The organism is Actinomycetospora sp. NBC_00405 (assembly GCF_036044095.1).
GTDB lineage: Bacteria > Actinomycetota > Actinomycetes > Mycobacteriales > Pseudonocardiaceae > Actinomycetospora > Actinomycetospora callitridis.
Genome location: NZ_CP107938.1, coordinates 3463523 through 3488489, shown reverse-complemented (window position 1 = coordinate 3488489; position 24967 = coordinate 3463523). Strand labels below are relative to the sequence as shown.

Genomic DNA, 24967 nt, shown 5'->3' with positions numbered 1-24967 from the left:
CACACGGCCCGTCCACGGACGCGCCCGACGCTGCGATCATGACCGCAGCGACCACGCTCCCCACTCCGTCCTCCCGCGCTCACCGGGAGCCCGTCGAGGCCACCGGGACCGCCGTCCTCGACGTCGTCGTCCCCGTGTTCGACGAGGAGCGCGACCTGGGCCCGTGCGTCCGGCGCCTGCACCGCCACCTCACCGACGCGCTGCCCTACCCGTTCCGGATCACGGTCGCGGACAACGCGAGCACCGACGCGACGCTCGCCGTCGCCGACGCGCTGGCCGACGAGTTCGCCGAGGTCACCGTCGTCCACCTCGACGAGAAGGGCCGCGGGCGGGCGCTGCGCGCGGTGTGGTCGGCGTCGGACGCGCCGGTGCTCGCGTACACGGACGTCGACCTGTCCACCGACCTCAACGCCCTGCTGCCGCTGGTGGCGCCGCTGATCTCCGGGCACTCCGACCTCGCGATCGGCTCGCGGCTCGCGCCCTCGTCGCGGGTGGTGCGCGGCGTGAAGCGCGAGGTGATCTCGCGCTGCTACAACGTCCTGCTGCGCGGGACGCTGCGGGCGCGCTTCTCCGACGCGCAGTGCGGCTTCAAGGCGATCCGCGCCGACGTGGCCCGCCGGCTGCTGCCGCTGGTCGAGGACACGGGCTGGTTCTTCGACACCGAGCTCCTCGTGCTCGCCGAGCGCTCGGGGCTGCGGATCCACGAGGTGCCCGTCGACTGGGTCGACGACCCGGACTCGCGGGTCGAGGTGGTGGCCACCGCGGTCGCCGACCTCAAGGGCGTCGCCCGCGTCGGCCGCGCTCTGGCCACGGGCGCGCTCCCGGTCGCGCAGCTGCGCCGGGAGCTCGGGCGCGCGGAGATCGGCGCGGCCGACGAGAGGGTGGGGGTGGCGCCCGGGATGACGGCGCAGATCGTGCGGTTCGCGGCGATCGGGATCGTCTCGACGCTGGCGTTCCTGCTGCTCTACTCGCTCTTCCGCGCGGCGCTGCCCGCGCAGGTGTCGAACCTGCTCGCCCTCGTGATCACCGCCGTCGCCAACACCGCGGCCAACCGCCGCCTGACCTTCGGCATCCGCGGGCGGCGCCACGCCGGACGCAGCCAGGTCGAAGGCCTCGTCGTGTTCGGGCTGGGCCTGGTGCTGACGTCCGGCTCGCTGGCCCTGCTCGGCGCCCTCGCCCCGGCCGCGAGCCACGGCATCGAGCTCGCCGTCCTCGTGCTGGCCAACCTCGTCGCCACGCTGCTGCGCTTCGTCGCCTACCGCGCCTGGGTCTTCCACCCGCGCCGTCAGCAGGTCTGACGAGATGTCAGCGGCGTGGCGCCGCTGACACCCAGTGTCCGAAATCTTCCGTCGATCACGAACCCGGAGAACCGATGACCACCGCGACCGACCCGGACGTCGCCGCGCCGAGCACCCCGCCGAGCGAGCCGCCGCCCGACACCTCGTGGCCCCGGCGCGCGTGGCGCGGGCGCGCCGACGACCCGCGCTGGGTGCGCCCGGCGCTGCTCGGTCTGCTCGCCGCGACCGCGGTCACCTACCTGTGGAACCTCGGCGCGTCGGGCTGGGCGAACTCCTTCTACGCCGCCGCCGTCCAGGCCGGCACGCAGTCGCCGACGGCGTGGCTGTTCGGCGCCCTCGACGCGCCGGGCCTCATCACCGTCGACAAACCGCCGGCGTCGCTGTGGGTCATGGCGCTGTCCGGGCGCATCTTCGGGTTCAGCTCCTGGTCGATGCTCGTCCCGCAGGCGCTCATGGGCGTCGCCGCGGTCGGGCTGCTGTACCTGACCGTGCGGCGGTGGTCGGGCCCGCGCACCGCGCTCGCCGCCGGCGCCCTGCTCGCGGCGACGCCGGTCGCGGTGCTGATGTTCCGGTTCAACAACCCCGACGCGATGCTCGTGCTGACCATGGTCGCGGCCGGCTGGACGACGACCCGGTCGATCGACTCGGCCGGGCGCCGCGCCGGGACCTGGTGGCTCGTCGCCACCGGCGCGCTCGTGGGCCTCGGGTTCCTCACCAAGCAGCTCCAGGTGCTCCTCGTCGTCCCGGCGTTCGCGCTGACGGTGCTGGTCGTGGCGCCGGCGCGGCTGCGGCGCCGGATCGGCGACCTCCTCGCGGGCGGCGCAGCCGTCGTCGTCTCCGCCGGCTGGTACGTGGCGCTCGTCGAGCTCTGGCCCGCGTCCTCGCGCCCCTACATCGGCGGGTCGACGACCAACTCGCTGCTCGAGCTCGCGCTCGGCTACAACGGCCTCGGCCGCATCCTCGGCGCCGAGGGCACTCCGGGCGGCGGTCCCGGCGGCGCTCCGGCGGGCATGCTCCCGGGCGGCATGGGCGGTCCGGGTGGGGGTCCCGGCGGCGGCTTCGGCGGCTCGCCGGGCGTCCAACGCCTGTTCACGTCCGAGTTCTCGGGCCAGGCCTCCTGGCTCCTGCCCGCGGCGCTCGTGCTGCTCGTCGCCGCGCTCCGGGCCCTGCGCCGCGCGCCGCGCACCGACCGCACCCGCGGTCTCCTGCTGCTCGGCGGCCTCTGGACGCTCGTGCACGCCGTCGTCTTCAGCGCGATGAGCGGGATCATCCACCCCTACTACGCGGTCGCCCTGGCGCCCGGGATCGCGCTCACGACCGCCGTCGGGGCGTCCGTCCTGTGGCGTCGCCGGTCGCAGGTCTGGACGCGGGGCGTGCTCGCGGTGGTGGTGGCAGGCACCGCCTGGTGGAGCGCGGTGATCCTCACCCAGCACGCGTGGATCCCGTGGGCGCGCTGGGTGCTGCTCGTCGCCGGGGTGCTCGGGACGGTGGCGCTGCTCGTCCCGCTTGCGCGCTGGCGACGGACCGCGACCGTCGGCGTGCTCGCGGCGCTCGTCGCCGTGCTCGGCGGCTCGACGGCGTTCGCGGCGGACACCGCCGTCACCCCGCACCAGGGCTCGATCGTCAGCGCCGGCCCCGGCGGCGCGATGGGCGGGATGCCCGGCGGATGGCGCGACCACGGCGCCGCACGCTCCGGGGGCCCGGAGAGCGAGACCCCCTCGCCCGCCCTCGTCGCCCTGCTGCGGGGCGCCGGCACTCGCTGGGCGGCCGCCACCACCGGCGCGCAGAGCGCGGCGTCGCTGCAGCTCGCCTCCGGTGTCCCGGTGATGGCGATGGGCGGGTTCATGGGCAGCGACCCGGCCCCGACGCTCGCCGAGTTCCAGGCCGACGTCGCATCCGGGCAGGTGCGCTACTACGTGGAGGGCGGTGGTCCCGCGGGCGGCGGCGACGGCCCCCGATCCGGTGACCAGGACGCCGGACGCCTTGGCGGACGGGACGTCCGGGGCGACAGTGCTCAAGTCCGTACCTGGGTACAGACTCACTTCACGCCGATCGACGTCGGAGAGCGCACCCTGTACGACCTGGGAGCACCGATGTCCTGAACGTGCCTCGCGCCGCACTCCAGGACCCTCGACCACCGGCTCGGCCGGTTATCGCGGGGGTCGTGCGGACCCTCCCCCCGGGTTCGCGCGGCCCTCGCCCGGCTTCCCCGGGCTCAGCCCGTCCGGTACGCCGCGGTGAGGTGGCCGAAGGCGACGATGTTCTCCTCGTAGGTCTGGGCGGTGTGGTCGAACACCCCACCGCAGGTGATCAACCGGATCTGGCTGTCCGGGGTCGGCCTGTAGACGGCCTCGGTGGGGAAGGCGTATTTCGCGTAGCGCTCGACGCGGTCGATGACGAACACGGCCGTGGTGTCGTCGTCGCGGTGCACCTCGACGGTCGAGCCGGCGGGCATCCGTCCGAGCCGGAAGAACGAGCCCTGCTCGCCGTCGAGGTTGACGTGCGCCGCGAGCACGGTGGGCCCGACGGCGCCGGGGCTCGCGCTCTCGTCGTACCAGCCCACGGTCTCGGCGTCCCGTGGCACCTCGAGGGAGTCGTCGGCGTTGCGGCCCAGGTCGGTGGTCTCCTCGGTGGACAGGCCGATCGAGGGGGCGTCCACGCCGGTCACGTCCGCCTCCGGCAGGGGGACGGGGACCGGCGCGCGCTCCCCGGGTGCCAGGGCCGCGGTGCGCGTCTCCTCCGGGCCGCCGCCACCGCCGCCACCGCCGGCGACGGCCGCCACCAGGACGCCGACGGCCAGCAGCGCGAGCACGAAGGCGAGGAGACGGCCGGACACGTCGTCGAGGATGCACCCACGACGGGGTGCACCCCGAACGACGCGCCCCGCCGGGCCGGATCAGGCCGGGCGGTAGGCGCCGGTGAGGTGGCCGAAGACGACGATGTTGTCCTCGTAGCTGCGGGTGCGCTCGTCGAACACGCCGCCGCAGGTGATCAACCGGATCTGGCCGTCGTCGGTCGGGCCGTAGACGGCCTCGGTGGGGAAGGCGTCCTTGGCGTAGCGCTCGACGCGGTCGACGGTGAAGACGGCCGTGGTGTCGTCGTCGCGGTGCACCTCGACCGCCTCGCCCGGTCGCATCTCCCCGAGACGGGAGAAGGCGCCCGGCTCGCCACGGAAGTTGACGTGGGCGGCGAGCACGGACGGCCCGGCCTGCCCGGGGACGGCGCTGCGCTCGTACCAGCCCACGGTCGCCGCGCTGCGGGGGACGTCGAGGGAGTTGTCGTCGCGCAGGCCCAGGGTCGTGGTGTCGGCGGCGGCCAGGCCGATCGAGGGTGCGTCGACGCCGGTGATCTGCGCCGGCGCCAGGGGCGTCGGCACCGACACCCGTTCGGCCACCGGCACCAACCGGCTCCGTGGCCCCTCGTCCTCCTCGCCGGAGTTGAGGAACGCCACGAGCACGCCGACGGCGAGCACGACGAGGACGAGCGCGGTGACGCGCCCGGTCAGCTTGTCCAGGAGCCCGCCACCGCGCGACGGGCCCTCGGGCGGCGCCTCGGGGGCGGCCACGTCAGGCGGCCTCGCGCTTCGCGACGACGATCTGGCGGCCCCGCGCGACCCCCGCGCCGGCGCCGATGCCGGCGATCGCCATGAAGATCACCTGGCCCGGCGTGGGGCCGGAGTCCGACCCGTCGCCGGCGGCGATGCCACCCACGGGGTAGCCGGTGTAGTGGCGTGGCCCGCCGACGCCCCAGTCGCAGGCCTGGCCGTCGTTGTCCCCGTCGAGGTTGTTCGGGTCCGACGGGTCGCGCATCAGCTCGGCCTGGGCGTCGGCCGTATCGGCGAAGTCCCAGCAGTTGAGGTCGTACCTCGACACCACCGGCGGGACGTAGTGGTAGTACGTGTTGCCCGGGCCGTAGACCACGGGCGGCAGGGTGACGGTGTGGGTCTCCGTCTCGGTGGTGGGGCGCGAGGACGACGAACTCGTCGGCGACGTGGTGGTCGTCGTTCCCCCGGTGCCCGGAAGCGGCAGCTCCGGGATCTCCGGGAGCGAGCCGTTGCCCCCGAGCGCGCCGGAGATGCTGTCGATGATGCCCCCGACCACGTCACCGATGCTGCCGCCCGGGTCCGAGATGTCGATCGGAGAGTCCGCCGCGGCGATCCCCGCCGAGGAGATCATGCCCGCCGCCATCAACCCGACCAGCGCGCTGACCGCGCGCCGACGTCCGTTCGCCATGTCCCGACCCGATTCGTTCGTCCCGACGTGATCGAGGTCGTCGGCCCGTGGCGACTCCCCCGATCGTTGTAACGCCGGAGCCGCAGGTTAGGTACGCGTCAGTAGGTAGTCCGGAGGCCCGCGGCGTCGAGACAATTCCCGTCCGCCTCGAGGGGCCCGGCGACTCCCACGACAGAACGTGATCGGTCCGGTTCGATCCGGAGGCGCTCCCGGTCCTGCGAGCCCGATCTCCCACGGGATCGTGCGAGACCTTCGCGGCACCGTCCGCCCGCGAGGCGGAGGTGTGGGGGTCGCTCCCATCCGCCGAGGCCAGGCGGTCGATTCGCGTGCCGAGACCTCTCGGCGAGGTGCCGGCGACCCCGCTGTCTCAGCCATTCGAGTGGATCTGTCGGGGGTCAGAGGGGAGATCTCGAGGAATGGGTAATGGACGTGACCCTCCGTGCGACGCGTAGAGCGAACGGCCGAACGTACTCGGCCGCGAGCGCACTGAAGGGGACAACGATGAAGGGTCGACGGAGCAGCCGCAGCGCCGCGGTCGTGCTGGCGGGCTGCGTGGGACTGGCGGTGATCGCTCCGGGGCTCGCGCTCGCGGCGCCGGTGGACGGCCTGACCAAGGCGCAGTGCACGCCTGACGTCGGCGTCTGGGATCCGCTGACCGAGACCTGCGAGGAGCTCGCGACCGAGAACACTGGGGGCACCGGCAGCGGGGGCACCGGCAGCGAGGGCACCGGCACCGAGGGCACCGGCACGGGCACCGGCACCGAGGGCACCGGCACCGGCACCGAGGGCACCGGCACCGGCACCGGCACCGGCACGGAGGGCACGGGCACCGGCACGGCGGGCACGGGCACCGGCACCGGCACCGAGGGCACGGGCACCGGCACCGAGGGCACCGGCACCGGCACGGAGGGCACCGGCACCGAGGGCACCGGCACCGAGGGCACCGGCACCGAGGGCACCGGCACCGAGGGCACCGGCACCGAGGGCACCGGCACCGAGGGCACCGGCACCGAAGGCACCGGCACCGAAGGCACCGGCACCGAAGGCACCGGCACCGAAGGCACCGGCACCGAAGGCACCGGCACCGAAGGCACCGGCACCGAAGGCACCGGCACCGAAGGCACCGGCACCGAAGGCACCGGCACCGAAGGCACCGCGACCGAAGGCACCGGCACCGAAGGCACCGGCACCGACGGCACCGCGACCGACGGCACCGCGACCGACGGCACCGCGACCGACGGCACCGCGACCGACGGCACCGCGACCGACGGCACCGGTTCCGAGGGCTCCGACGTCTCCGAGGACGACGTCAAGAACGCTGTCCCGAACGTTCAGGAGGAGATCGACAACCTGCTCCCGGGCACTGACAAGATCGGGCTCCCGAACCTGCCGACCATCCCGCAGCCCGTGGACGGCAAGTTCACCAACGTCAACGACGCCTGCCTGAACGCGATCTCGCAGCTGAAGTTCCCCGCCGGCACGTCGGGCCTCGGGAAGCTCAGCAACCAGCTGCAGGGCTTCTGCCGCGATCTGAACACGACCGACGTGCACGTCTGCCTCGAGCACCTGCGTGACGTGGTCAAGCACCTCTGCCCGACCGTGATCGAGTACAACACCACGATCAACTTCGTCAACACGCACGTGTCGTACGAGTGGTGGGGCGCCTACTGGCACCACCGCTACGACGTCGACTGCGACGAGCTGACCTACGACGAGGCCAACGCGATCCTCGACTGGGACCGCTCGGACCCGTTCCGCCTGGACCGTGACGACGACGGCGAGGCCTGCGAGGCCAACGCCCACGGCAATGACGTCGAGACCGTCGTGTACGACAGCTACCCCGTCGGCGGTGTCGCGACGGGCGACGGCAGCACGGACTCCGGCGCCTCGGGCGTCGAGGTCGCCCTGGCGGCCGGCGCGCTCGGTGGCCTTGGCGTGACCGGCCTGACCCTCGCCCGGCGCTTCGCGCGGCAGGGCTGATCCCATGGGCACCGTGATCGACCGCAAGGACGAGAAGACCGCAACGAGCGGGACCACCAAGGCGGCGATCGCCGTCGTCGTGGTCCTCGGGCTGCTGCTGGTGGTGGCCTACGTGATGGGCAGCTCCTCGCAGCGCACTGGCCCGACGAGCGTCGCGCTGCCCGCGCAGCGGACGGCCGTCGCGCTGCCGCTCGGGGCCTCCGGGACGACGAACCTGCAGGTCCCGTCGATCGGGGTGGACACCCGGCAGCTCGCCGAGCTCGGCCAGACCGAGGACCGGCGTCTCGAGGTGCCGAGCGACGCCATGACCGTCGGCCACTACGCCGGCGGCGCGGCCCCCGGCGAGCGCGGTCCGGCGGTCTACGCCTCGCACGTGAACTACCGCGGGGTCGACGGCGGCTTCGCCCGGCTCGCGGAGGTCGAGGCCGGTGACCAGGTGCTCGTCGAGCGCCAGGACGGGGTCACCGTCGTCTACGCCGTCGACCGGGTCGACATGGTCCCGAAGGACGCGTTCCCGACCGCCCAGGTCTACGGGCCGACCAGCGGGCCGGAGCTGCGCCTCATCACCTGCGGCGGCGAGTTCGACGCCGACGTCCGCAGCTACGAGGACAACGTGGTCGTGTACGCCCGCGCGGTGGAGGCCTACCGGGCGTAGGCGGCGACGACAGCGACGACGGCCGGGCCCCGGGACAGGGGGCCCGGCCGTTCTCGCTTCTCAGGCCCCGCACAGGCCGTCGTCAGCCGGACCACACCCGCCGCACGGACCGTGGCGACCATGACCACCCTCGCGACCGCCCCGACGGTGCCTCTCCTCGACGCGCCGGGGCGGAGAGGGGGAGTCGTGGCCCCGACGGCCGCCGTGGTGCTCGGGCTCGCCGCGGTGATCGGCTCCTACCTCGTCGCCGTGCTCGACCCGACGGGCCGGGCCCTCGACGACGCGGTGATGCGGACGGCCACCGGGCTGGGCCTGCGCGGGGAGGGGCTCGGGGTGCTCGAGCTCGTCGGCATCCCCTCGGTGGGCCTGGCGATGGTCGTCCTCGCCGGTCTCGCGCTCGTCCGCGGACGGGGCGACCGGGCCCTGACGGTCGTGGCCCTGGTGGCCGGCTCCCAGGTGGTGACCCAGCTGCTCAAGGCCGGCCTCGTCCGCCCCGACTCCGCCGAGGGCAACTCCCTGCCCAGCGGCCACGTCACGCTCGTCGCCTCGCTCGGCGTGGCCCTCGTGCTCGTCGTGCCGCGGCTGCTCCGCCCGCTCGCCGGGCTGGCCGCGGTCGCGGTGACCGGCCTCGCGGGGGTCGCGACGATCGTCGCCGGCTGGCACCGGCCCAGTGACGTCGTCGCCGCGCTCGGCGTCGTCGCGGCGACGACCGGCGTCCTCACCCTCGCGGGGGCGCTGCTCCGGGGGCGACGGCGTCCACGATCTGGATGAGCCCGTCGTGCGGGGTCGAGACGCGCACGAAACCGTGCCGGACGAGGGCGTCGGCGAGCTCGCCGCGACGGAACAGGCGGGCCTGACCCCCGCGGGCCAGGAGCTCGGTGGTGAACCGGAACGGTCCGGGTGCGTGGGCGGGCACGGCGGCCGCGAGGCGCCCGCCCGGTCGCAGCACCCGCGCGATCTCGATCAGCGCGGTGTCGAGGTCGGGCACCAGGTGCAGGCACAGCGAGCAGGACACGGCGTCGACGACGGTGTCGCGCAGCGGCAGCGACATCGCGTCGGCGCGGACGAAGACGGTGTTCTCCGCGGTGACGGCCTTCGCCGCGCGGGTGAGCATCGCCGGGGAGAGGTCCGCGCCCACGACCAGCCCGTCCGGCCCCACCCCGTCGGCGAGGTGGCGGGTGAGCGTCCCGGGTCCGCAGGCCAGGTCGAGCACCGTGTCGCCCTCGAGGAGGTCGAGCCGTCGCGCGACGTCGTAGAAGTCGCGCACGACGTCACCGCCGGCGAACCCCGGGATGCCGCCGCCGAACCGGTCGCCCGCGGCGAGGAGCCGGTCGTAGGCGCCGGCACCACCCCCGGTCTCCCACAGGTCCTGGACGCGTCCGCGCGAACCGGGACGACCCTCGACGAGGTCGATCCACGGCGTGCCGTCGTCCGGTGGCAGCGGGACCGTGAGCAGGTCCGCGAGGCGGTCGCGGGCGCTCACGCCTCGTCGTTCCCGGGGCCCCGCACCGCCGCACGCAGCGCCTCGAACTCCTCGACGACGGCGTCGGCGAGGGCGTGGAGATCGGGCATCAGCTCGGCGCAGGCCAGGAGCCCGATGTCGAGCTGGTCGACGTAGCTCTGGACCGTGATGTTCAGGCCCACCGGGTCGGCGATGGCCGAGACCGGGATGTAGTGGGTCATCCGCGCGCCGCCCAGGTACAGCGGCTCCCGCGGTCCCGGCACGTTGGACACGACGGTGTTGAACGGCGCCGGCGCGACCGTGCTCCACCGGGTCAGCGCACGGCTCACGGCGGTGACGGTGGCCGGCACGCCCAGCCCCGCCGCGTCGGGCGTGAGCTCGCCCGGCAGCGCGGCGAACACCTGCTTGGCGACGCGCAGCGCGTCGTGGGCCGCGCCCAGACGCGCGAGCGGGTCGTCGACGTCGGTGGGCAGCGCCGCCACGGTCGCCGACACCCGGTTGGTCCACTGCTCGTCCTCCCCGTCCTCACCGCCCTCGCGCAGCGACACCGGGATCATCGCGGTGAGGGGCTGGTCGGGCAGCTCGCCGCGGTCGAGCAGCCACCGCCGCAGCCCGCCCCCGCACAGGGACACCACGACGTCGTTGATCGTCGCGCCGGACTCCTTCCCGACGGCCTTGACCTCGGCCAGGGGGAGGGCGCGGTGCACGAAACGCCGGTAGCGGCTGACCGGGCCGTTGAACGGGGCGGGCGGCGTGACGAGCGGGGGCAGGCGGGGGAGGTCCTGCTCGGGATCGCGCTCGCGGCCGACGTTGAGCACCGATCCCAGGGGTCCGCGCAGGCTCCCGCGCACCTTGTCGGCGAGGTCGATCACCGCGGGGTTGCGGCTCGCCCGGGCCACGCTCTGGCCGGCCCGGGCCGCGAGCAGCAGCCCGCGCGCCGGGCGGCGCAGCCCGTGCGCGGCGGCGCGGGCCAGGACCCCCGCGGTGGAGGGCGGCTCCTCGGGGGTCCATTCGCCCGCGTGGCTCGGGGGCTCGGCGTCGGGGACGTCGTCGAGCATGAGCTCGAGGAGGTCCGCGCCCGCGGCGCCGTCCACCGCGCTGTGGTGGATCATGGTCAGGATCGCGAACCGGTTCTCGGAGAGCCCCTCGATGACGTGCGAGACCCACAGCGGGTGCTCACGGTCCATGGGCGCGGCGACGAGCCGGCCCACGAGCTGGTCGAGCTGGTCGTCGGTACCGGGCGGGGGCACCGCGCTGTGCCGGACGTGGAAGTCGAGGTCGAAGTCGGGGTCGGCGATCCAGTAGGGATGGTCGAGCCCGAACGGCACCTCGACCAGCCGCCGCCGCAACGGCTCGAGCTGGTGCAGCCGGTCGGCGAGCTGGCGACGCCACGCCGGGTAGGGCGCGAAGTCGGGGTCGTCGGGCCGCTCGAGGATCAACAGCTGGCTGACGTGCAGGAACTGGTGGTCGTCCTCGAGGTCGAGGAAGGCCGAGTCCAGACCGGACAGCTGCTTCACGGTGGGGACCTCCACGTCGACGGCCAAGGCGGGGGCACATTCTGTGGCCATCGGCCGTCCTGCGGCCACCCGGCGCATCCGGGGCACCGCGATTCACCTCATCGGTGGACTCAAGTCCTCGGCGACGGCGTTCGTAACCTCCGGACGTCACGTCCGTTGACCGTTCCGGAGGAGTGCTCACTCGATCGGTGGTGCACGCCGGACCTCCCGAGCGGACGGAGAGCCAGCCATGGGAAGGCACCAGTCGGCGGCATCCTCACGTCGTGCCCGGATCGCGCTCGGCGCGCTCCCGCTGGTCGCCACCGTCGGGGCCATCGGTGTCGGTTCCGTGGTGATGAGCCCGGCGAGCTCCGACGCCCCCCTCGGGCCGCCGAGCGTCGGCGGGGGCGCCGGGGCACCGGCGGCCGCACTCCCCCTCGGGCCGGGGCTCGCTCCCGCGCCGGTCACCGTGCTCGACCTCGCCGCCACGGACGGGTCGGTGGTCCCCCAGAGGGTCCCCGGCAGCACGCTCGGCGTCCGTCCCGGGAGCGGGGGCTCCCGGGGTGACGACGCGCCGGCCTCCGGTCGCGCGGCCCGCTCCGGTGCGACCGCGGGCAGCGGGGAGGTCGCCCGCGTCTCGTCGGTCCGCGACGCCGGGACCCCCGCGCGCGGTGGCGCGTCGGGCGGCGGTTCCACCGGCTCCACCGGCTCCACCGGCGACGGCGGCGGTGGTGGCGGCGCGGACGACGGCGGCTCCGGCGGCGGCTCGGCCCCGTCCGAGGGCTCCGGCGGCGGTGGTGGCGGTGGTGGTGGCGGCGGTGGTGGCGGCGGTCGTGGCGCGGACGACGGCGGCTCCGGGGGAGGCGGCCGGAGCGGCGGCCTGCTCGGGGGCGTCGTGGGCGGCCTGGGCTCGACCGCGCAGGGCGCGACGTCGCTGCTGTCCTTCGGCGGCGGTGAGTCCGAGGAGTCGGACTCGGTCCTCTCCTTCGACTCCTGAGCCGCTCGGGCTCCGTGCCCGCCGACACATCGACCGACAATATAGTTAGCTGATACAACGGTCCGGTGACGGCACCGATCGACGAGCGCCTGGCCACCGCGGCCGCGCTGGACGCCTTCGCGGCATGGGCGATCCGCTCCACCGCGGGGCGTGACCTCAGCCTGACGACCGCGTCCACGCTCGCGACGCTCGACCGCGACGGACCGCAGCGTCTCTCCGACCTCGCCGTGCGCGAGGGCGTGACCCAGCCGAGCATGACCGCGCTGGTGACCCGGCTGGAGCGCGACGGCCTCGCCACGCGCGGCGCCGACCCGAGCGACGGCCGGGCGGTCGTGGTGACGCTGACCCACGCGGGACGCGACGTCCTCACCGCGCGGCGGACCCGGCGCGCCTCGCGCCTGGCCGAGCTGCTCGACCACCTCGAGCCCGACGAGCGCGCCGCGGTCGACGCGGCCGCCGGGGCGCTGTCACGCCTGACCCGAACCGCACCCTCGCGAGGAGTGTCGTGAGCACGTCCCCCACCGCCAGCCCGTTCCGTCAGCCGAAGGCCGTCTGGGCCGTGGCGTTCGCCTGCGTCATCTCCTTCATGGGCATCGGCCTCGTCGACCCGATCCTCCCGGCGCTGGCCCAGCAGCTCGCGGCCACGCCCGCGCAGGTCTCGCTGCTGTTCACCAGCTACCTGCTCATCACCGCGGTGGCCATGCTGGTGACCGGCTGGGTCTCCAGCCGCATCGGCGCCAAGGCCACGCTGGTGACCGGCCTGTCGATCATCGTCGTGTTCGCCGCGCTGGCCGGCGCGTCGGGGAGCATCGGCGAGATCGTCGGCTTCCGGGCCGGCTGGGGGCTGGGCAACGCCCTGTTCATCGCCACCTCGCTGGCGGTGATCGTCGCCTCGGCCAGCGGCGGGTTCGCCGGCGCGATCATCCTCTACGAGACCGCCCTCGGCGTCGGCATCGCGCTCGGCCCGCTCGTCGGCGGCCTGCTCGGCTCGGTCAGCTGGCGCGCCCCGTTCTTCGGCGTGGCCGTGCTGATGGCGATCGCGCTGATCGCGACGCTGGTGCTGCTGGACAAGACGCCGAAGCCCGCGACGAAGATCGGCCTGCTCGACCCGATCCGGGCGCTGCGGCACCGCAGCCTCGCCACGATCGCGGTGACCGCCTTCGCCTACAACTGGGGCTTCTTCACCCTGCTCGCGTACTCGCCCTACTCGATGGGCGACCTGTCGGAGCTCGGCCTCGGCGCCGTCTTCACCGCGTGGGGCGTGCTGGTCGCGATCTTCGCGGTGTTCGTGGCCCCGGCGCTGGAGCGCCGTTTCGGCACCGTGCGGGTCCTCTACCACGTGCTCGGGCTGCTCGCGCTCGACCTGCTGGTCATCGCGGTCTGGAACGACACCCCGGGCGTCGTCATCGGGGCGGTGATCGTCGCCGGCGCCATGATCGGGCTCAACAACACGCTGGTCACCCAGGCCGTCATGTCCGTGGCCCCGGTCGAGCGCCCGGTCGCGTCGGCGTCGTACAGCTTCGTGCGCTTCCTCGGCGGCGGCCTCGCGCCGTGGATCGCCGGCCTCCTCGCCGAGGCGTTCCTGCCGAACACCCCGTTCTGGGTCGGCGCGGTCGTGGTCGCGGTCGGCATCCTCGTGCTGTCCACCGCCCACCGGCTCCTGCGCGCCGTCGAGACGGCGGAGGACGCGGAGACGGTCGAGGACACCGAGCCCGACGACGCACCCCGCCCGGTCCTCGTCGCCGTCGACGCCGCCCCGCAGGCCCCGGCGGTCGCCGCGGCGGGCGGGCGGCTCGCGGTCCTGCTGGACGCGCCGCTGGTCGTCGTCCACGTGCCCGAGCGGGCGCTCGTCGGCGACGCGGCCGCCGACGATGGTGCCGGTGGGGCCCTCGAGCGGTCCCTCGCCGCCGCCCGGGAGGCGGGCGGCCCCGGTGCGCCGGTGACCTCCGAGACGCTCGCGCCGGTGGGGACCCACGGCGACGTCGGCGGCGAGCTGGTCGCCGTCGCCCGTCGTCGCCACGCCCGGGCGGTTGTCGTCGGGCATCCTCGCGGCGGCGCGCTCGCGGCGCTGGCCGCCCCGAGCGCCGACCGGGCGCTGTGGACCCGCGGGCCCTGCCCGGTCGTGGTCGTGCCGGACGGGACCGACCCGGTCGAGCCGGTCGTGCCGGGCGAGCAGGCGGTGCCGGCCGCGCGCTGACCCCGGACACACGAACGGGCCCGGCCCACCGTGGCGGTGGACCGGGCCCGTTCGCGTGCGGGTGTCGTGCCTCAGGCAGGGATGCCCGGGAGCTCGAACTGGCTGGGCAGCTCCGGGAGGAAGTCGCTCAGCGGCGGGAGCTGCGGCAGCGTGGGGGCGTCCGGGAGACCCGGGACCTCGACGCCGTTGAAGGTGTTGCCCTGGCCGTTGCCCTGCCCGATGACGTTGCCGGTGTCGACCCCGATGTTGCTGCCCTTGGAGGTGACGTTGTTGTTCTCGTCGACCTCCGACTGGGCGGAGGCGAACGGGGCAGCGACCATCAGGCCGGCGGCGACGCCGACGGTGACGACGCCCATCTTCTTCAGCACGAGAACTCCTAAAGGTCTGTCGGGGGAACAGGCGGTGGGCCGGAGAGCTGAGGAGCGCGGCACCGACGCCTCGGATGGCTCAACGAGGCTGTGACGTCCTCGTGATCTCGAACTGCGGGATCGTCCCCGATCGGGGGATGTCCCTGCGGGAACTCCCGGCCGAGGAGTACGACGGCCCGGCCACCGAGAACGGTGACCGGGCCGCCGGGAACCTCGGGTCGAGGCTCAGGGGACGTCGAAGATCACCGGGTCGACCGGCGCCTCGGGGGCCTCGGGCGCCTGGGCGTCCGGCGTGGGCACCTCGGCCTCCTCGCCCAGCACGCTCACGGCGACGTTGTTGCCGCTGAGGTTGCCGTTGAGGATGTCGTTGCAGACGATGTTGAGGGCGTTGGCGCCACCCACCGGGGCCTGGACGAGGGCGTTGCCGAGGAACGAGTCGCCCTCGATGCCGCCGTTGGCCTCGGCCGAGCCGCCGGTGACGTTGCAGTCCGAGCTGTCGCTGCCGTGCGAGCCGTGGTCCGAGTCGTGGCCCGACTCGTGGCCCGACTCGTGGCCCGACTCGTGGGCGGAGGCGAACGGGGCGGCGACCATCAGGCCGGCGGCGACGCCGACGGTGACGACGCCCATCTTCTTCAGCACATGAACTCCAGGTGTGTCGGGGAGCGGGGTGGGCGGCTTGGCTGGGGAGCACTTCGCCCACGGTCCGAACGGCCCAACGACGACGTGACGGCGGCGTTACCTCTCGCGGCGCGAACCCCCCGAACGTGGCATGGAGTTCGAGGCCGCGGCGGCCGAGACGCACGAAGGCCCGGCCACCGATCGGTGGCCGGGCCTTCGCGTGGTCCTGGTGGTGTCCTCCGCGGCGAGTGCCGTCGGAGGATCACCGAGCTCAGATGGGCAGTGCGCCGCCGAGCACGCTCACGGCGACGTTGTTGCCGCTGAGGTTGTCGTTGAGGATGTCGTTGCAGACGATGTTGGCGACGTTGGCGCCGCCGACCGGGGCCTGCACGAGGGCGTTGCCCAGGAACGAGTCGCCGTCGATGCCGCCGTTGGCCTCGGCCGAGCCGCCGGTGACGTTGCAGTCCGAGCTGTCGCTGCCGCGCGAGCCGTGGTCCGAGCCGTGGTCGGAGTCGTGGCCCGACTCGTGGGCGGAGGCGAACGGGGCGGCGACCATGAGGCCGGCGGTGACGCCGAAGGTGATGACGCCGAGCTTCTTGAGCATGGGAACTCCTGGTGGTGTCGGGGGAGCAGGGACGGCGCCGACCGGATGAGCACCACCCGGCACCGCGACTCACACGGCTCAACGAGGACGCCGCGCTGCTGCTACGTGCGGATGCGCCATTACCCCCGAATGGGGGCTCAATTTCCTGTAACGCCCGGAAACGCACGAAGGCCCGGCCACCGGGAACCGGTGACCGGGCTCGCGCGTGCCGTCCTCGGGGGGACGGCCGGGGTCTCAGGAGGTCGGGACCTCGGGGAGCTCGATGGGGAGCTCGGGGAGCTCCGGCGCCCCGGGCAGCCCGGCGATGTCGACGGCGACGTTGTTGCCGCTGGCGTTGCCGTTGAGAATGTCGTTGCAGACGATGTTGAGGGCGTTGGCGCCACCCACCGGGGCCTGCGCGAGCAGGTTGCCGGCGAGCGCGTCGCCCTCGATGCCGCCGTTGGCTTCGGCCGAGCCGCCGGTGACGTTGCAGTCCGAGCTGTCGCTGCCGCGCGAGCCGTGGTCCGAGCCGTGGTCGGAGTCGTGGCCCGACTCGTGGGCGGAGGCGAACGGGGCGGCGACCATGAGGCCGGCGGCGACGCCGACGGTGACGACGCCCATCTTCTTCAGCACGAGAACTCCTGGATGATGTCGGGGGAGCGGCGGCATCGTCCGAGTGCATGACGACGCCTCGAACGGCCCAACGAACTCCCACGACCGCGGCAACGACCCGCGCGGCTGATTCCCCCGAATGGGCGTGTCACGGGGGGAACTCCCTGAACGGACGAAGGCCCGGCCACCGAGACGGTGGCCGGGCCTTTCGCGTGGTCCCGAGGCGTCCGGCGAGCGGACGCCGTCAGTGCCTCATGCCGTGCCTCAGAGGACGTCCAGGGCGACGTTGTTGCCGCTGAGGTTGTCGTTGAGGATGTCGTTGCAGACGATGTTGGCGACGTTGGCGCCGCCGACCGGGGCCTGCACGAGGGCGTTGCCCAGGAACGAGTCGCCGTCGATGCCGCCGTTGGCTTCGGCCGAGCCGCCGGTGACGTTGCAGTCCGAGCTGTCGGAGCCGCGGTGCCCGTCGTCGTCGCCGTGGCCGTGGCCCGACTCGGTGGCGGACGCGAACGGGGCGGCGACCATGAGCCCGGCGGCGACGCCGACGGTGACGACGCCCATCTTCTTCAGCACGAGAACTCCTGTGGTTGTCGGGGGAGCGAGCGCACGACGGGTGCCGGGCGCGCGTCTGGTGGATCAACGAGCGCGGGGCGTGCCCGCAACGTCGCGGTGCGCGGTCGACACGATCGAGTGACGACCGTCGGGGGCCGGACGGACCCCGGACACACGAGAGCCCGGCCACCGATCGGATGGCCGGGCTCTCGTGACGTGTGCGACGCGTCAGGCGCCGCCGATCTCCTCGGCGTCCGGCACGCCGTTGCCGTCGATGTCCTCCGGGTCGACGACGGAGTCCTCGTCCTCGTCGGCCTCCTCGTCGTCGGCGCTGAGCACGCTGACGGCGACGTTGTTGCCGCTGAGGTTGTCGTTGAGGATGTCGTTGCAGACGATGTTGCCGAGGTTGGCCCCACCGATCGGCGCCTGCGCGAGGGCGTTGCCCAGGAACGAGTCGCCGCTGATGCCGCCGTTGGCCTCGGCCGAGCCGCCGGTGACGTTGCAGTCCGAGCCGCCGCCCTTGTGCTCACCCTTGTGCTCGCCGTGGTGGCCGCCGTGCTCGTGGCCGTGGCCCCCGTGCTCGGGCGCCTCGCCCGCCGAGGCGAGCGGCGCGGCGGCGAGCAGGCCGGCGGTGATGCCGACGGTGACGATGCCGAACTTCTTGAACACTGGTCCCCCAGGGAGATTCGTCGTGCTGCAGTGGTCGTTCAGGTGGCGGACGGGGTCGCCGGTCCGCCGGGGGTGGGCCGCACGTCAGTGCGGTCCCACCCGCGCGAAGGCCTCTTAGAGCAGGCCGCCGGCGATGTCGACGGCGACGTTGTTGCCGCTGGCGTTGCCGTTGAGAATGTCGTTGCAGACGATGTTGAGGGCGTTGGCGCCACCCACCGGGGCCTGCGCGAGCAGGTTGCCGGCGAGGGCGTCGCCGTCGATGCCGCCGTTGGCCTCGGCCGAGCCGCCGGTGACGTTGCAGGACCCGGAGTCCTCGTGCCCGCCGCCGTGGCCGTGGCCGCCCTCGGACGCGGAGGCGAACGGCGCGGCAACCATGAGGCCCGCGGCCACACCGACGGTCACGACACCCAGCTTCTTGATCACATGAACTCCTCGAAGAACTTGTCGGGGGAGCGGGACGCACCGGCTGGACCGCCCGGCCGGAGCCGGCAGGACGCGGACGGTGTGTCCCCCAGGAGTCACCGCCCCGGGCTTGATCGGCCCCGGGGGTGACGCCAGGGGTTCCAACGAGGTGGTCACGAGACGGTTACGCAGCGGATCGAGAACGGCCACTTCTGTCACGTTGTGTGGTTGCACTGCGCTGATCACCTCCACGGGCGACCGACTGTTCAGGGCTCGGGATATGCCCCGAACGGACCAACGGCGCCGCCGCGGGTGAAGTGGGCAGGGCCCCCGTCACCACATCGGGGCCCGTCCCGTCATCAGATCCACCGACGCTCTGGGTGACCCACCACTCGGACCCCTCTGCGCCGGACGTGCGCGACGATGTGCGCCGCACACAGGACTTCGGAGAGGCGGTGGGCGTGGGTCAGGCCCTGAGGGAGCTCGTGGACGACGTGCTCGATCTCGAGCGCATCGAGCGCGACATCTTCCGGGGCCGCAGCCCCCGGGAGTCGTTGTTGCGGGTTTTCGGCGGCCAGGTGGCGGGGCAGGCGATGGTCGCGGCAGGCCGCACCGTGGACGACGACCGCGGGGTGCACTCGTTGCACGGGTACTTCCTGCGGCCCGGGGACCCGTTCGCCCCGATCGTCTACGAGGTGGACCGCACCCGCGACGGGCGTTCGTTCACCACGCGCCGGGTCACCGCCGTCCAGCACGGCGAGACGATCTTCACGATGTCGGCGTCGTTCCAGCGTCCGGAGCAGGGCGTGGAGCACCAGGCGCCGATGCCGGAGACGCCCGGCCCCGATGGGCTGCACCGTCGCGACATGCCGCCGGTGCCGGCGGACCGCCCGGCCTGGACGACGACGGGCAAGGCGCTGGTGTGGCCGCTCGACGTCCGGTACGTCGATCACTCGCCCTGGGACGAGACCGCGGACCGCGATCCGACCAACCGCGTGTGGGTGCGCGCCGACGGCGAGCTGCCCGGCCCCGACTCGCCCTACGGCCGGCTGCTGCACGTCTGCGTCCTCACCTACGCCAGCGACCTCACCCTGCTCGAGGCGGCGGTGTTCCCGCACGTCGTCGGCGGCGCGGCCTCCGGCGAGGTCAGCCTGGCGAGCCTCGACCACGCCGTCTGGTTCCACCGCCCGTTCCGGGCCGACGAGTGGCTGCTCTACGTGCAGGAGTCGCCCAGCGCCGGCGGCGGCCGCGGTCTGGCGGCCGGGCGCTTCTACACGCGCGACGGGGTGCTCGTGGCCTCCGTCGTGCAGGAGGGGCTCATCCGGCGCCGGTCGTAGCGCCCGCCGTCGGTCCCGCCGTCGGACCCGTCGCCCCGGGTGTGGTCGACGGAGAGGAAGGCCCCGGTGGCCCGGTCCAGGCCGAGCTCCTCGGCGATCTCGCGGCGGCAGCCCTCGGCGGGCGACTCGCCCTCCTCGACCACGCCGCCGGGCACGTCCCAGCCGGGCTTGTCGGTGGGGTGCACGAGCAGCACCCGCCCGGCGCGGCGGCGACCCGTCAGGCGGGCACCGTCTCGGGCGAGTCCTCGCGCTGCGACGCCTCCTCCGGTGTCGGCGTGGCCGCGGCGTCGGCGGCCCGGCCGAAGAACTCGAAGTCGGTCGGGTCGAACCGCCGGGTCTCCCACCAGTACCGGACGGTGAAGCCCGGCCAGATCGTGCGGTTCACCCCGGCGGCGTCGAGGTACCAGCTCGTGCATCCGCCGCGGGTCCAGATGCCCTTGTCGAGGCGTCGCTGGACGGCGGCGTTGGACCGCTGCTGGACCTCCGCGCGGACGTCGAGCCCGCCCATCCCCATCGCGTGGACCGTGTCGATCGCCCGGGCGACGTAGCGCGTCTGGCACTCGATCATGAAGACGACGGAGTTGTGGCCGAGCCCGGTGTTGGGGCCGAGCAGGAAGAACATGTTCGGGAAGTCGGTGACGGTCAGGCCGAGGTGCGTCGCCATCCCGTCCTGCGCCCAGACGTCCCGCAGCGTGCGCCCGCCGCGCCCGGTGATCTCGAGGGCGTCGAAGGCGTCGGTGACGTGGAATCCGGTGCCGTAGATGATGACGTCGACGTCCCGCTCGGTGCCGTCGCCGTCGACAATTGACGACGCCCGGACCTCGCGGACGCCGGCGGTGACGACGTCGACGTCGGGGCGGTTCAGCGTGGGGTAGTAGTCGTTGGAGACCAGCACCCGCTTGCAGCCGATCGAGTAGTCGGGCGTCAGCTTCGCGACGAGCTCGGGGTCGTCGATCTGGCGCTCGATGTTCTTGGTGGCCAGCCACTCGACGGGCCGCAGGGCCGCGGGGTTCGAGTTGAACCCGAGGGCGCGCGACTCGAGCGCCGCGTACATCACCGACCGGTACGCCCGGTGGACCCGCGGGTGGCGGGCGAAGAAGCGCCTGCGGCCCTCCGGGAGCGGCTTGTCGTTCTTGGGCAGGACCCAGGCCGGGGTGCGCTGGTAGAGCTGCACCTCCGCCGCGACGCCGGCGATCTGCGGCACGAACTGGATCGCGCTGGCCCCGGTGCCGATGACCGCGACCTTCTTCCCGCGCAGGTCGACGTCGTGGTCCCACCGCGCGGAGTGGAAGGAGGGACCGTCGAACGAGGCGGCTCCGGGCAGGTCGGGCGTCTTCGGCAGGTGCAGGGCGCCGACGCCGTGGACGAGGAAGCGGGCCTGCCAGCTCCGTCCGCCGCGGGTGTGCACCGTCCAGGTGCGGCTCTGCTCGTCCCACGTCGCGCCGGTCATCTCCTGGCCGAAGCGCACGTGGCGGCGCAGGTCCTCGGCGTCGGCCACCCGCTCGAGGTACTCGCGGATCTCCGGCTGGGGCGAGTAGGACCGCGACCAGTCGGGGTTCGGGACGCTCGAGAGCGAGTACATGTGCGACGGGATGTCGCACGCGCACCCGGGATAGGTGTTGTCGCGCCAGGTGCCCCCGAGCGCGTCGGACTTCTCGAGCAGCACGACGTCGGTGATGCCGGCGCGGCGCAGCGCGAGCAGCTGACCGAGGCCCGCGAACCCCGAGCCGACGACGAGGACCTCGTGGACGCGCTCGGCCGTCCCGTTCGCGGACGTCTCAGGCGCTGACACGGCCGGCGTCCTCCTGCGGGATCACGGTGGTGGTCGGGGCCTCGGCGGCGGGCACGGCGAGCAGCCCCGCGATGTGGGCGGCGACCTCGGTGCTGCGCTCGAGGTTGATCATGTGTCCGGCGCCGGGGAGCAGGACGATCCGGGCGTCGGGCAGCGCGTCGGCGATGTCGCGGGCGCGCTGCTGGGGGCAGAGCCGGTCGTGGTCGCCGACCAGCACCACCACGGGGATGCCGCGCAGCGCGGCCAGCGAGCCCCGGCGCCGGTGCTCGCCGATCGACGCGCGGAAGGCGGCGACGCTCGGCGGGTGCGCGGCGAGCGCCTGCTCGGCGACGGAGAGGACGTCGTCGCGGCGGGCGTGGCGTCCGAACACCAGCGCCCGGACGCCCGGGGCCAGCAGCGACGCCCGCACCCGGGGCGCGTGCTCGCGGGAGCGGCCGACGGTGCCGATCTCCCGCGGCGGGGCGCGGTGCCCGAGCCGGGCGGTGAGCGGGACGAGGACGTGCTCCCCGCGGGCGACCAGCCGGCCGCGCCGCCCGGGGAGCCCGAGGGTCAGCTCGTCCATCTCGTCGCTGGCGGTCGCCACGAAGGCCACGGAGGCGACCCGGTCGGCGACCAGCCGGGGGTGTCGCTCGGCCAGCGCCATGAGGGTCATCCCGCCCATGGAGTGCCCGGCGAGCACCAGCGGGCCCTCGGGCACGCGCTCGGCGATCAGCGCGGCGAGGTCGTCGGCGGCGCGTCCCACCGTCGCGGTGCCCTCGGCGGCCGCGTCGGACCCGCCGTGCCCGCGGTGGTCGTAGCGCAGGATGCGCCCGGTGAACCCGGTGCGGCGCAGGTCGTCCACCACCCGGTCCCACGTCCGCAGGTCCTGCGACCAGCCGTGGACGAGCACGAGCGTCGGGCCCCCGGTGCCGTCCCCGGAGTCGCCGACGCGCAACTGCGCACCGTCGGGCGTGGTGAACCGGTCGACCTGTTCGCGCAGCACCGCGCTCTCCTCTTCTCCTCGCCCGGATCCCCCGTGTCGGATCAGCCCTCGGACAGGAGGAACGACCGGCGCCACCAGGTCATGCCCGGACGGCCGACGAGTCCCGCCTCCGTGAGGAACGGCATGATCTTCTCGCCGGCCCACCGGATCATCTCGCGGTGGTGGGGGTTGGCCAGCGCGGCGCGGCGGCCTTCCTTCGGGTCGATGCCGACGGCCGCGTAGACCTTCGGGTTGATCAGGCTGCGCACCACGAACATCGAGATGAACGCGACGATGAAGCGCTGGTAGGCCTTCTCGCGCGGCGAGAGCTGCGCCATGCCGCGGGTGACCTCGTCGCGGGCGAAGGAGACGTGGCGCGCCTCCTCCATGATGTGGATGCGGTTGACCTGGCGCATCAGCGGCTGGACGCGCTCGTCGTTCGCCTGCTCGCGCTGCAGGCGGTCGAGCACCTCCTCGGCGACGAGGATCGCGCCGTAGGACGCCGGGCCCCAGCTGACGACGGAGAAGAGCTTGCCGAGCTGGCGGATCGACTCCCGCGGCCCGTAGGGCTCGACGCCGGCCGCGTCGACCATGCGCGCGAACATCTGGGAGTGGCGGCACTCGTCGGCCACCTCGGTGAGCGCGTACTGCGCGCGGGGCGACGTCGGGTCCTCGGCGTAGAAGTCCTTGAGCAGGCGCTGCATGAGCAGGACCTCGAACCACAGGCCCACCGAGGCGACGCTGCAGGCCTCGTGCTTGCCGAGCTCGACGCGCTGCTCGGGGGTGAGGCGCTCCCAGAGCTCGGTGCCGTAGAGGGAGACGCGGTGCTCGGGCACCCAGATAGCGTCCGGCACGAGCGGGGCGTCCCAGTCGATGTCGACCGCGGGGTCGTAGGACTTCTTCGCCGACGACTTCAGGAGCCGTTCCGCGGTCTGGTGCCGGTCGGCCGTGGGCGCACTCATGGCTGGGTCCTCCTGCTCGCCGTGGAGCGGACTCCGGGTATCACGCACCTGGTGTACGTCTTACCGCTGGTAACTGTAACTGGTGGTAGCGTGCGGACCCGTGCCGGACGATGTCAAGCCGAACCGCTCGGGTCCCACCCCTCCGCGTGACGGACGTCGCACGCGGTGGGAGAAGCACCGGACGCAGCGCCGCGCCGAGTTCGTCGAGGCCGCGATGCGCGTCCTCGCGGACGTGGGGCCGGACTTCGGGATCGAGCAGGTCGCCGTCGAGGCGGGCGTCACCAAGCCCGTGCTCTACCGGCACTTCTCCGACAAGGCCGACCTCGTCGAGGCCATGGGCGAGCGCGCCACGGAGATCCTGCTCGACCGGTTGATCCCCGCGCTGAACAGCGAGGAGGCGCCGCTCCCGCGCATCCGCAAGTCGATCGACGCGTTCTTCGGGACGCTCGACGAGTACCCGAACCTCTACTGGGTGCTGGCGCGCCACACCCCGATCGACGGGCGCGGCTCCGACGTCGTCCGCGAGGACAAGGAGATCATCGCCACGGCGCTGTCGGCGCTGCTCGGCGACTACCTGCGGTCCTTCGGGCTCGACTCCGGGCCCGCCGAGCCGTGGGCGTACGGCGTGGTCGGCTTCGTCCAGAACGCGGCGGAGTGGTGGCTCGAGCGGCGCTCGATGAGCCGCGAGAGCGTCACCGAGTACCTCACGTTGCTGGTGTGGGCGGCGATCGACGGGTTCGCCCGTCAGCACGACGTCCTCATCGACCCCAATGCGCCCCTGGCCATCAACAAGGTCATCCAGTTGCACGCGGGAGACGTGCGGGCCCCGGCCAGGCGGCCGGGGGAGTCAGGCGGCCCGAGCGGCGGCCGAGCGAGTACCGATCGAGCAGTGAGGAGCCCGGAGCGATGACGCCGGAGGCAACACCCGCGCACGACCACGACGAGGACGGCTACGCCGGGCCCGCGACCCTCGAGGTCGACGGCACGGAGTACGACGTGCACGTCACCCTGCTCGGGCACTTCGAGCCCCTCGACGGGCGATTCCACTGGTACGGCCGCGTGGCCGTGCACGCCGAGCTGCATGCGGCCCTCGACGGCCGCAAGCGCCCCACGCGGGTCACGACGCCCGTGGGCGCCGCGGACGGCGAGCTCTCCGACGTCGACCCGTGGGGCCGCTACCGGATCGCCGGCGTCTCGACGCCGCCGTTCCCCGTCGGTTCGGAGGACACGCCCGCCGAGATCGCCGGGGTGCGCTGATGGCGCCCGGCGAGGCGGGCCGCGCGGTCGCGGAGCAGGTCTGCGACCCCGCCACCGTCCGCTCGCTCGCCACCCCGGAGCGCGCCGTGCGCGTCATCGGCGGCCTGATCGGCGACCGGGTGACCTTCGGCCCGGTGCCCGCCGGCCCGCACCACATGGCCACCGCCTACGCCGAGGGCGCCGTCGGCCGGCTGACGGCGCGCCGCGAGGGCGACCAGCTCGTGGTGGTCCGGGTCCCGGTGTCGCTCGACCTCACGGTCGTCATCGGCACCCGCAGGATCCCCGCCGACGTCGAGCTCCTCGTGCGCGTCGGCCTCGTCGCACGGGCGGCGCCGGACGCCGTGGAGATCGACGTCGAGCCGGTCCGGGACGAGGACATCGACGCCGACATCCGCACCAGCGGCGTCGGCGGCGTGTTCCTGCGCCGCCTCGGCGACCTCGACACCGAGATCCGCCACCACGTCGGCGTCTACGTCTCCACCGTGCTGGCCACGCCCGAGGCCGTCGCGGAGTGCCGCATCCCCCTGTGAGCCCCGC

28 protein-coding genes are annotated in these 24967 nt (G+C 73.9%); 12 read left to right on the top strand and 16 right to left on the bottom strand.

Annotation, left to right across the window (positions count from 1 at the left end; all coding sequences use genetic code 11):
- The first annotated feature begins 38 nt into the window (after positions 1-38).
- Complete coding sequence (locus OG774_RS17190; RefSeq protein ID WP_328302604.1) at positions 39-1298, top strand: bifunctional glycosyltransferase family 2/GtrA family protein; 1260 nt, start codon at positions 39-41, stop codon at positions 1296-1298.
- Between the two features lie 74 nt (positions 1299-1372).
- Entirely contained in the window at positions 1373-3400 is a 2028-nt protein-coding gene (locus tag OG774_RS17185) for an ArnT family glycosyltransferase (protein ID WP_328302602.1), read from the top strand.
- Positions 3401-3513: 113 nt separating this feature from the next.
- Here the strand turns inward: OG774_RS17185 and OG774_RS17180 are convergent, their stop codons facing one another.
- From OG774_RS17180 to OG774_RS17170, 3 genes are read right to left on the bottom strand one after another with little or no spacing between them, the layout of a single operon-like run.
- On the bottom strand, positions 3514-4134 hold the full coding sequence (locus OG774_RS17180) for a sortase domain-containing protein (RefSeq protein WP_328302600.1): 621 nt from the start codon (positions 4132-4134) through the stop codon (positions 3514-3516).
- 60 nt (positions 4135-4194) lie between these two features.
- A complete protein-coding gene (locus OG774_RS17175; RefSeq protein WP_328302598.1) occupies positions 4195-4863 on the bottom strand; it encodes a class F sortase in 669 nt (222 codons plus the stop codon).
- A 1-nt stretch (position 4864) separates the two neighbouring features.
- On the bottom strand, positions 4865-5530 hold the full coding sequence (locus tag OG774_RS17170) for a hypothetical protein (RefSeq protein WP_328302596.1): 666 nt from the start codon (positions 5528-5530) through the stop codon (positions 4865-4867).
- A 501-nt stretch (positions 5531-6031) separates the two neighbouring features.
- On the opposite strand from OG774_RS17170, the gene OG774_RS17165 reads away from it, so the two are divergent.
- The 3 genes from OG774_RS17165 to OG774_RS17155 all read left to right on the top strand — a co-directional run bounded on the left by OG774_RS17165 (position 6032) and on the right by OG774_RS17155 (position 8936).
- Positions 6032-7510, top strand: a complete 1479-nt coding sequence (locus OG774_RS17165; protein WP_328302594.1) for a hypothetical protein — start codon at positions 6032-6034, stop codon at positions 7508-7510.
- Between the two features lie 4 nt (positions 7511-7514).
- Positions 7515-8165: a sortase domain-containing protein gene (locus OG774_RS17160; RefSeq protein WP_328302592.1), complete on the top strand. Its 651-nt coding sequence runs from the start codon at positions 7515-7517 to the stop codon at positions 8163-8165.
- Positions 8166-8285: 120 nt separating this feature from the next.
- A complete protein-coding gene (locus tag OG774_RS17155; RefSeq protein ID WP_328302590.1) occupies positions 8286-8936 on the top strand; it encodes a phosphatase PAP2 family protein in 651 nt (216 codons plus the stop codon).
- Here OG774_RS17155 and OG774_RS17150 read toward each other — a convergent pair.
- Positions 8884-9648 (bottom strand): methyltransferase domain-containing protein, encoded by a 765-nt coding sequence (locus OG774_RS17150; RefSeq protein WP_328302588.1) that lies wholly within the window; start codon positions 9646-9648, stop codon positions 8884-8886. The genes OG774_RS17155 and OG774_RS17150 overlap by 53 nt on opposite strands.
- On the bottom strand, positions 9645-11144 hold the full coding sequence (locus OG774_RS17145; RefSeq protein ID WP_328302584.1) for a WS/DGAT/MGAT family O-acyltransferase: 1500 nt from the start codon (positions 11142-11144) through the stop codon (positions 9645-9647). The genes OG774_RS17150 and OG774_RS17145 overlap by 4 nt, the downstream gene beginning before the upstream one ends.
- Positions 11145-11373: 229 nt before the next feature.
- Here OG774_RS17145 and OG774_RS17140 point away from each other — a divergent pair, with 229 nt between their 5' ends.
- The 3 genes from OG774_RS17140 (at position 11374) to OG774_RS17130 (ending at position 14317) form a co-directional block, all read left to right on the top strand.
- Entirely contained in the window at positions 11374-12120 is a 747-nt protein-coding gene (locus tag OG774_RS17140; RefSeq protein ID WP_328302582.1) for a hypothetical protein, read from the top strand.
- A 65-nt stretch (positions 12121-12185) separates the two neighbouring features.
- On the top strand, positions 12186-12629 hold the full coding sequence (locus tag OG774_RS17135; protein ID WP_328302580.1) for a MarR family winged helix-turn-helix transcriptional regulator: 444 nt from the start codon (positions 12186-12188) through the stop codon (positions 12627-12629).
- Positions 12626-14317 carry an MFS transporter gene (locus tag OG774_RS17130; protein WP_328302578.1) on the top strand — a complete coding sequence of 564 codons (1692 nt, stop codon included), beginning with the start codon at positions 12626-12628 and terminating at the stop codon, positions 14315-14317. Before OG774_RS17135 ends, OG774_RS17130 begins: the two co-directional genes overlap by 4 nt.
- A 71-nt stretch (positions 14318-14388) precedes the next feature.
- Here OG774_RS17130 and OG774_RS17125 read toward each other — a convergent pair whose 3' ends face one another.
- The 7 genes from OG774_RS17125 to OG774_RS17095 all read right to left on the bottom strand — a co-directional run bounded on the left by OG774_RS17125 (position 14389) and on the right by OG774_RS17095 (position 18142).
- A complete protein-coding gene (locus OG774_RS17125; protein ID WP_274198274.1) occupies positions 14389-14685 on the bottom strand; it encodes a hypothetical protein in 297 nt (98 codons plus the stop codon).
- A gap of 225 nt (positions 14686-14910) precedes the next feature.
- Positions 14911-15324 carry a hypothetical protein gene (locus OG774_RS17120; protein WP_328302573.1) on the bottom strand — a complete coding sequence of 138 codons (414 nt, stop codon included), beginning with the start codon at positions 15322-15324 and terminating at the stop codon, positions 14911-14913.
- Positions 15325-15574: 250 nt separating this feature from the next.
- Positions 15575-15907, bottom strand: coding sequence for a hypothetical protein (locus OG774_RS17115; protein ID WP_328302571.1), 333 nt, complete (start codon positions 15905-15907; stop codon positions 15575-15577).
- Between the two features lie 234 nt (positions 15908-16141).
- Positions 16142-16519: a hypothetical protein gene (locus OG774_RS17110; RefSeq protein WP_328302569.1), complete on the bottom strand. Its 378-nt coding sequence runs from the start codon at positions 16517-16519 to the stop codon at positions 16142-16144.
- Between the two features lie 243 nt (positions 16520-16762).
- The gene (locus OG774_RS17105; RefSeq protein WP_328302567.1) at positions 16763-17071 is read right to left on the bottom strand and encodes a hypothetical protein; all 309 of its coding nucleotides are present in this window, start codon (positions 17069-17071) and stop codon (positions 16763-16765) included.
- Between the two features lie 207 nt (positions 17072-17278).
- The gene (locus OG774_RS17100) at positions 17279-17719 is read right to left on the bottom strand and encodes a hypothetical protein (protein ID WP_328302565.1); all 441 of its coding nucleotides are present in this window, start codon (positions 17717-17719) and stop codon (positions 17279-17281) included.
- A 114-nt stretch (positions 17720-17833) separates the two neighbouring features.
- On the bottom strand, positions 17834-18142 hold the full coding sequence (locus tag OG774_RS17095; RefSeq protein WP_274195860.1) for a hypothetical protein: 309 nt from the start codon (positions 18140-18142) through the stop codon (positions 17834-17836).
- A 464-nt stretch (positions 18143-18606) separates the two neighbouring features.
- Between OG774_RS17095 and OG774_RS17090 the strand changes: the two genes are divergently transcribed.
- Positions 18607-19458, top strand: coding sequence for an acyl-CoA thioesterase (locus tag OG774_RS17090; RefSeq protein WP_328302562.1), 852 nt, complete (start codon positions 18607-18609; stop codon positions 19456-19458).
- On the opposite strand, the gene OG774_RS17085 is transcribed toward OG774_RS17090, so the two are convergent.
- From OG774_RS17085 to OG774_RS17070, 4 genes are read right to left on the bottom strand one after another with little or no spacing between them, the layout of a single operon-like run.
- Positions 19392-19679 carry an NUDIX hydrolase gene (locus OG774_RS17085; RefSeq protein ID WP_328310998.1) on the bottom strand — a complete coding sequence of 96 codons (288 nt, stop codon included), beginning with the start codon at positions 19677-19679 and terminating at the stop codon, positions 19392-19394. The genes OG774_RS17090 and OG774_RS17085 overlap by 67 nt on opposite strands.
- Complete coding sequence (locus OG774_RS17080; protein ID WP_328302560.1) at positions 19676-21250, bottom strand: flavin-containing monooxygenase; 1575 nt, start codon at positions 21248-21250, stop codon at positions 19676-19678. The genes OG774_RS17085 and OG774_RS17080 overlap by 4 nt, the downstream gene beginning before the upstream one ends.
- Entirely contained in the window at positions 21237-22232 is a 996-nt protein-coding gene (locus tag OG774_RS17075; protein WP_328302558.1) for an alpha/beta fold hydrolase, read from the bottom strand. The genes OG774_RS17080 and OG774_RS17075 overlap by 14 nt, the downstream gene beginning before the upstream one ends.
- Positions 22233-22273: 41 nt before the next feature.
- Positions 22274-23173, bottom strand: a complete 900-nt coding sequence (locus OG774_RS17070; protein ID WP_328302556.1) for an AurF N-oxygenase family protein — start codon at positions 23171-23173, stop codon at positions 22274-22276.
- A gap of 100 nt (positions 23174-23273) precedes the next feature.
- On the opposite strand from OG774_RS17070, the gene OG774_RS17065 reads away from it, so the two are divergent.
- The 3 genes from OG774_RS17065 to OG774_RS17055 are packed head-to-tail and all read left to right on the top strand — an operon-like array spanning position 23274 to position 24960.
- Positions 23274-24083, top strand: coding sequence for a TetR/AcrR family transcriptional regulator (locus OG774_RS17065; RefSeq protein WP_274195866.1), 810 nt, complete (start codon positions 23274-23276; stop codon positions 24081-24083).
- Complete coding sequence (locus OG774_RS17060; RefSeq protein ID WP_328302553.1) at positions 24080-24430, top strand: DUF4873 domain-containing protein; 351 nt, start codon at positions 24080-24082, stop codon at positions 24428-24430. Before OG774_RS17065 ends, OG774_RS17060 begins: the two co-directional genes overlap by 4 nt.
- Positions 24430-24960, top strand: a complete 531-nt coding sequence (locus OG774_RS17055) for a hypothetical protein (protein WP_328302551.1) — start codon at positions 24430-24432, stop codon at positions 24958-24960. The genes OG774_RS17060 and OG774_RS17055 overlap by 1 nt, the downstream gene beginning before the upstream one ends.
- Positions 24961-24967: the final 7 nt, after the last annotated feature.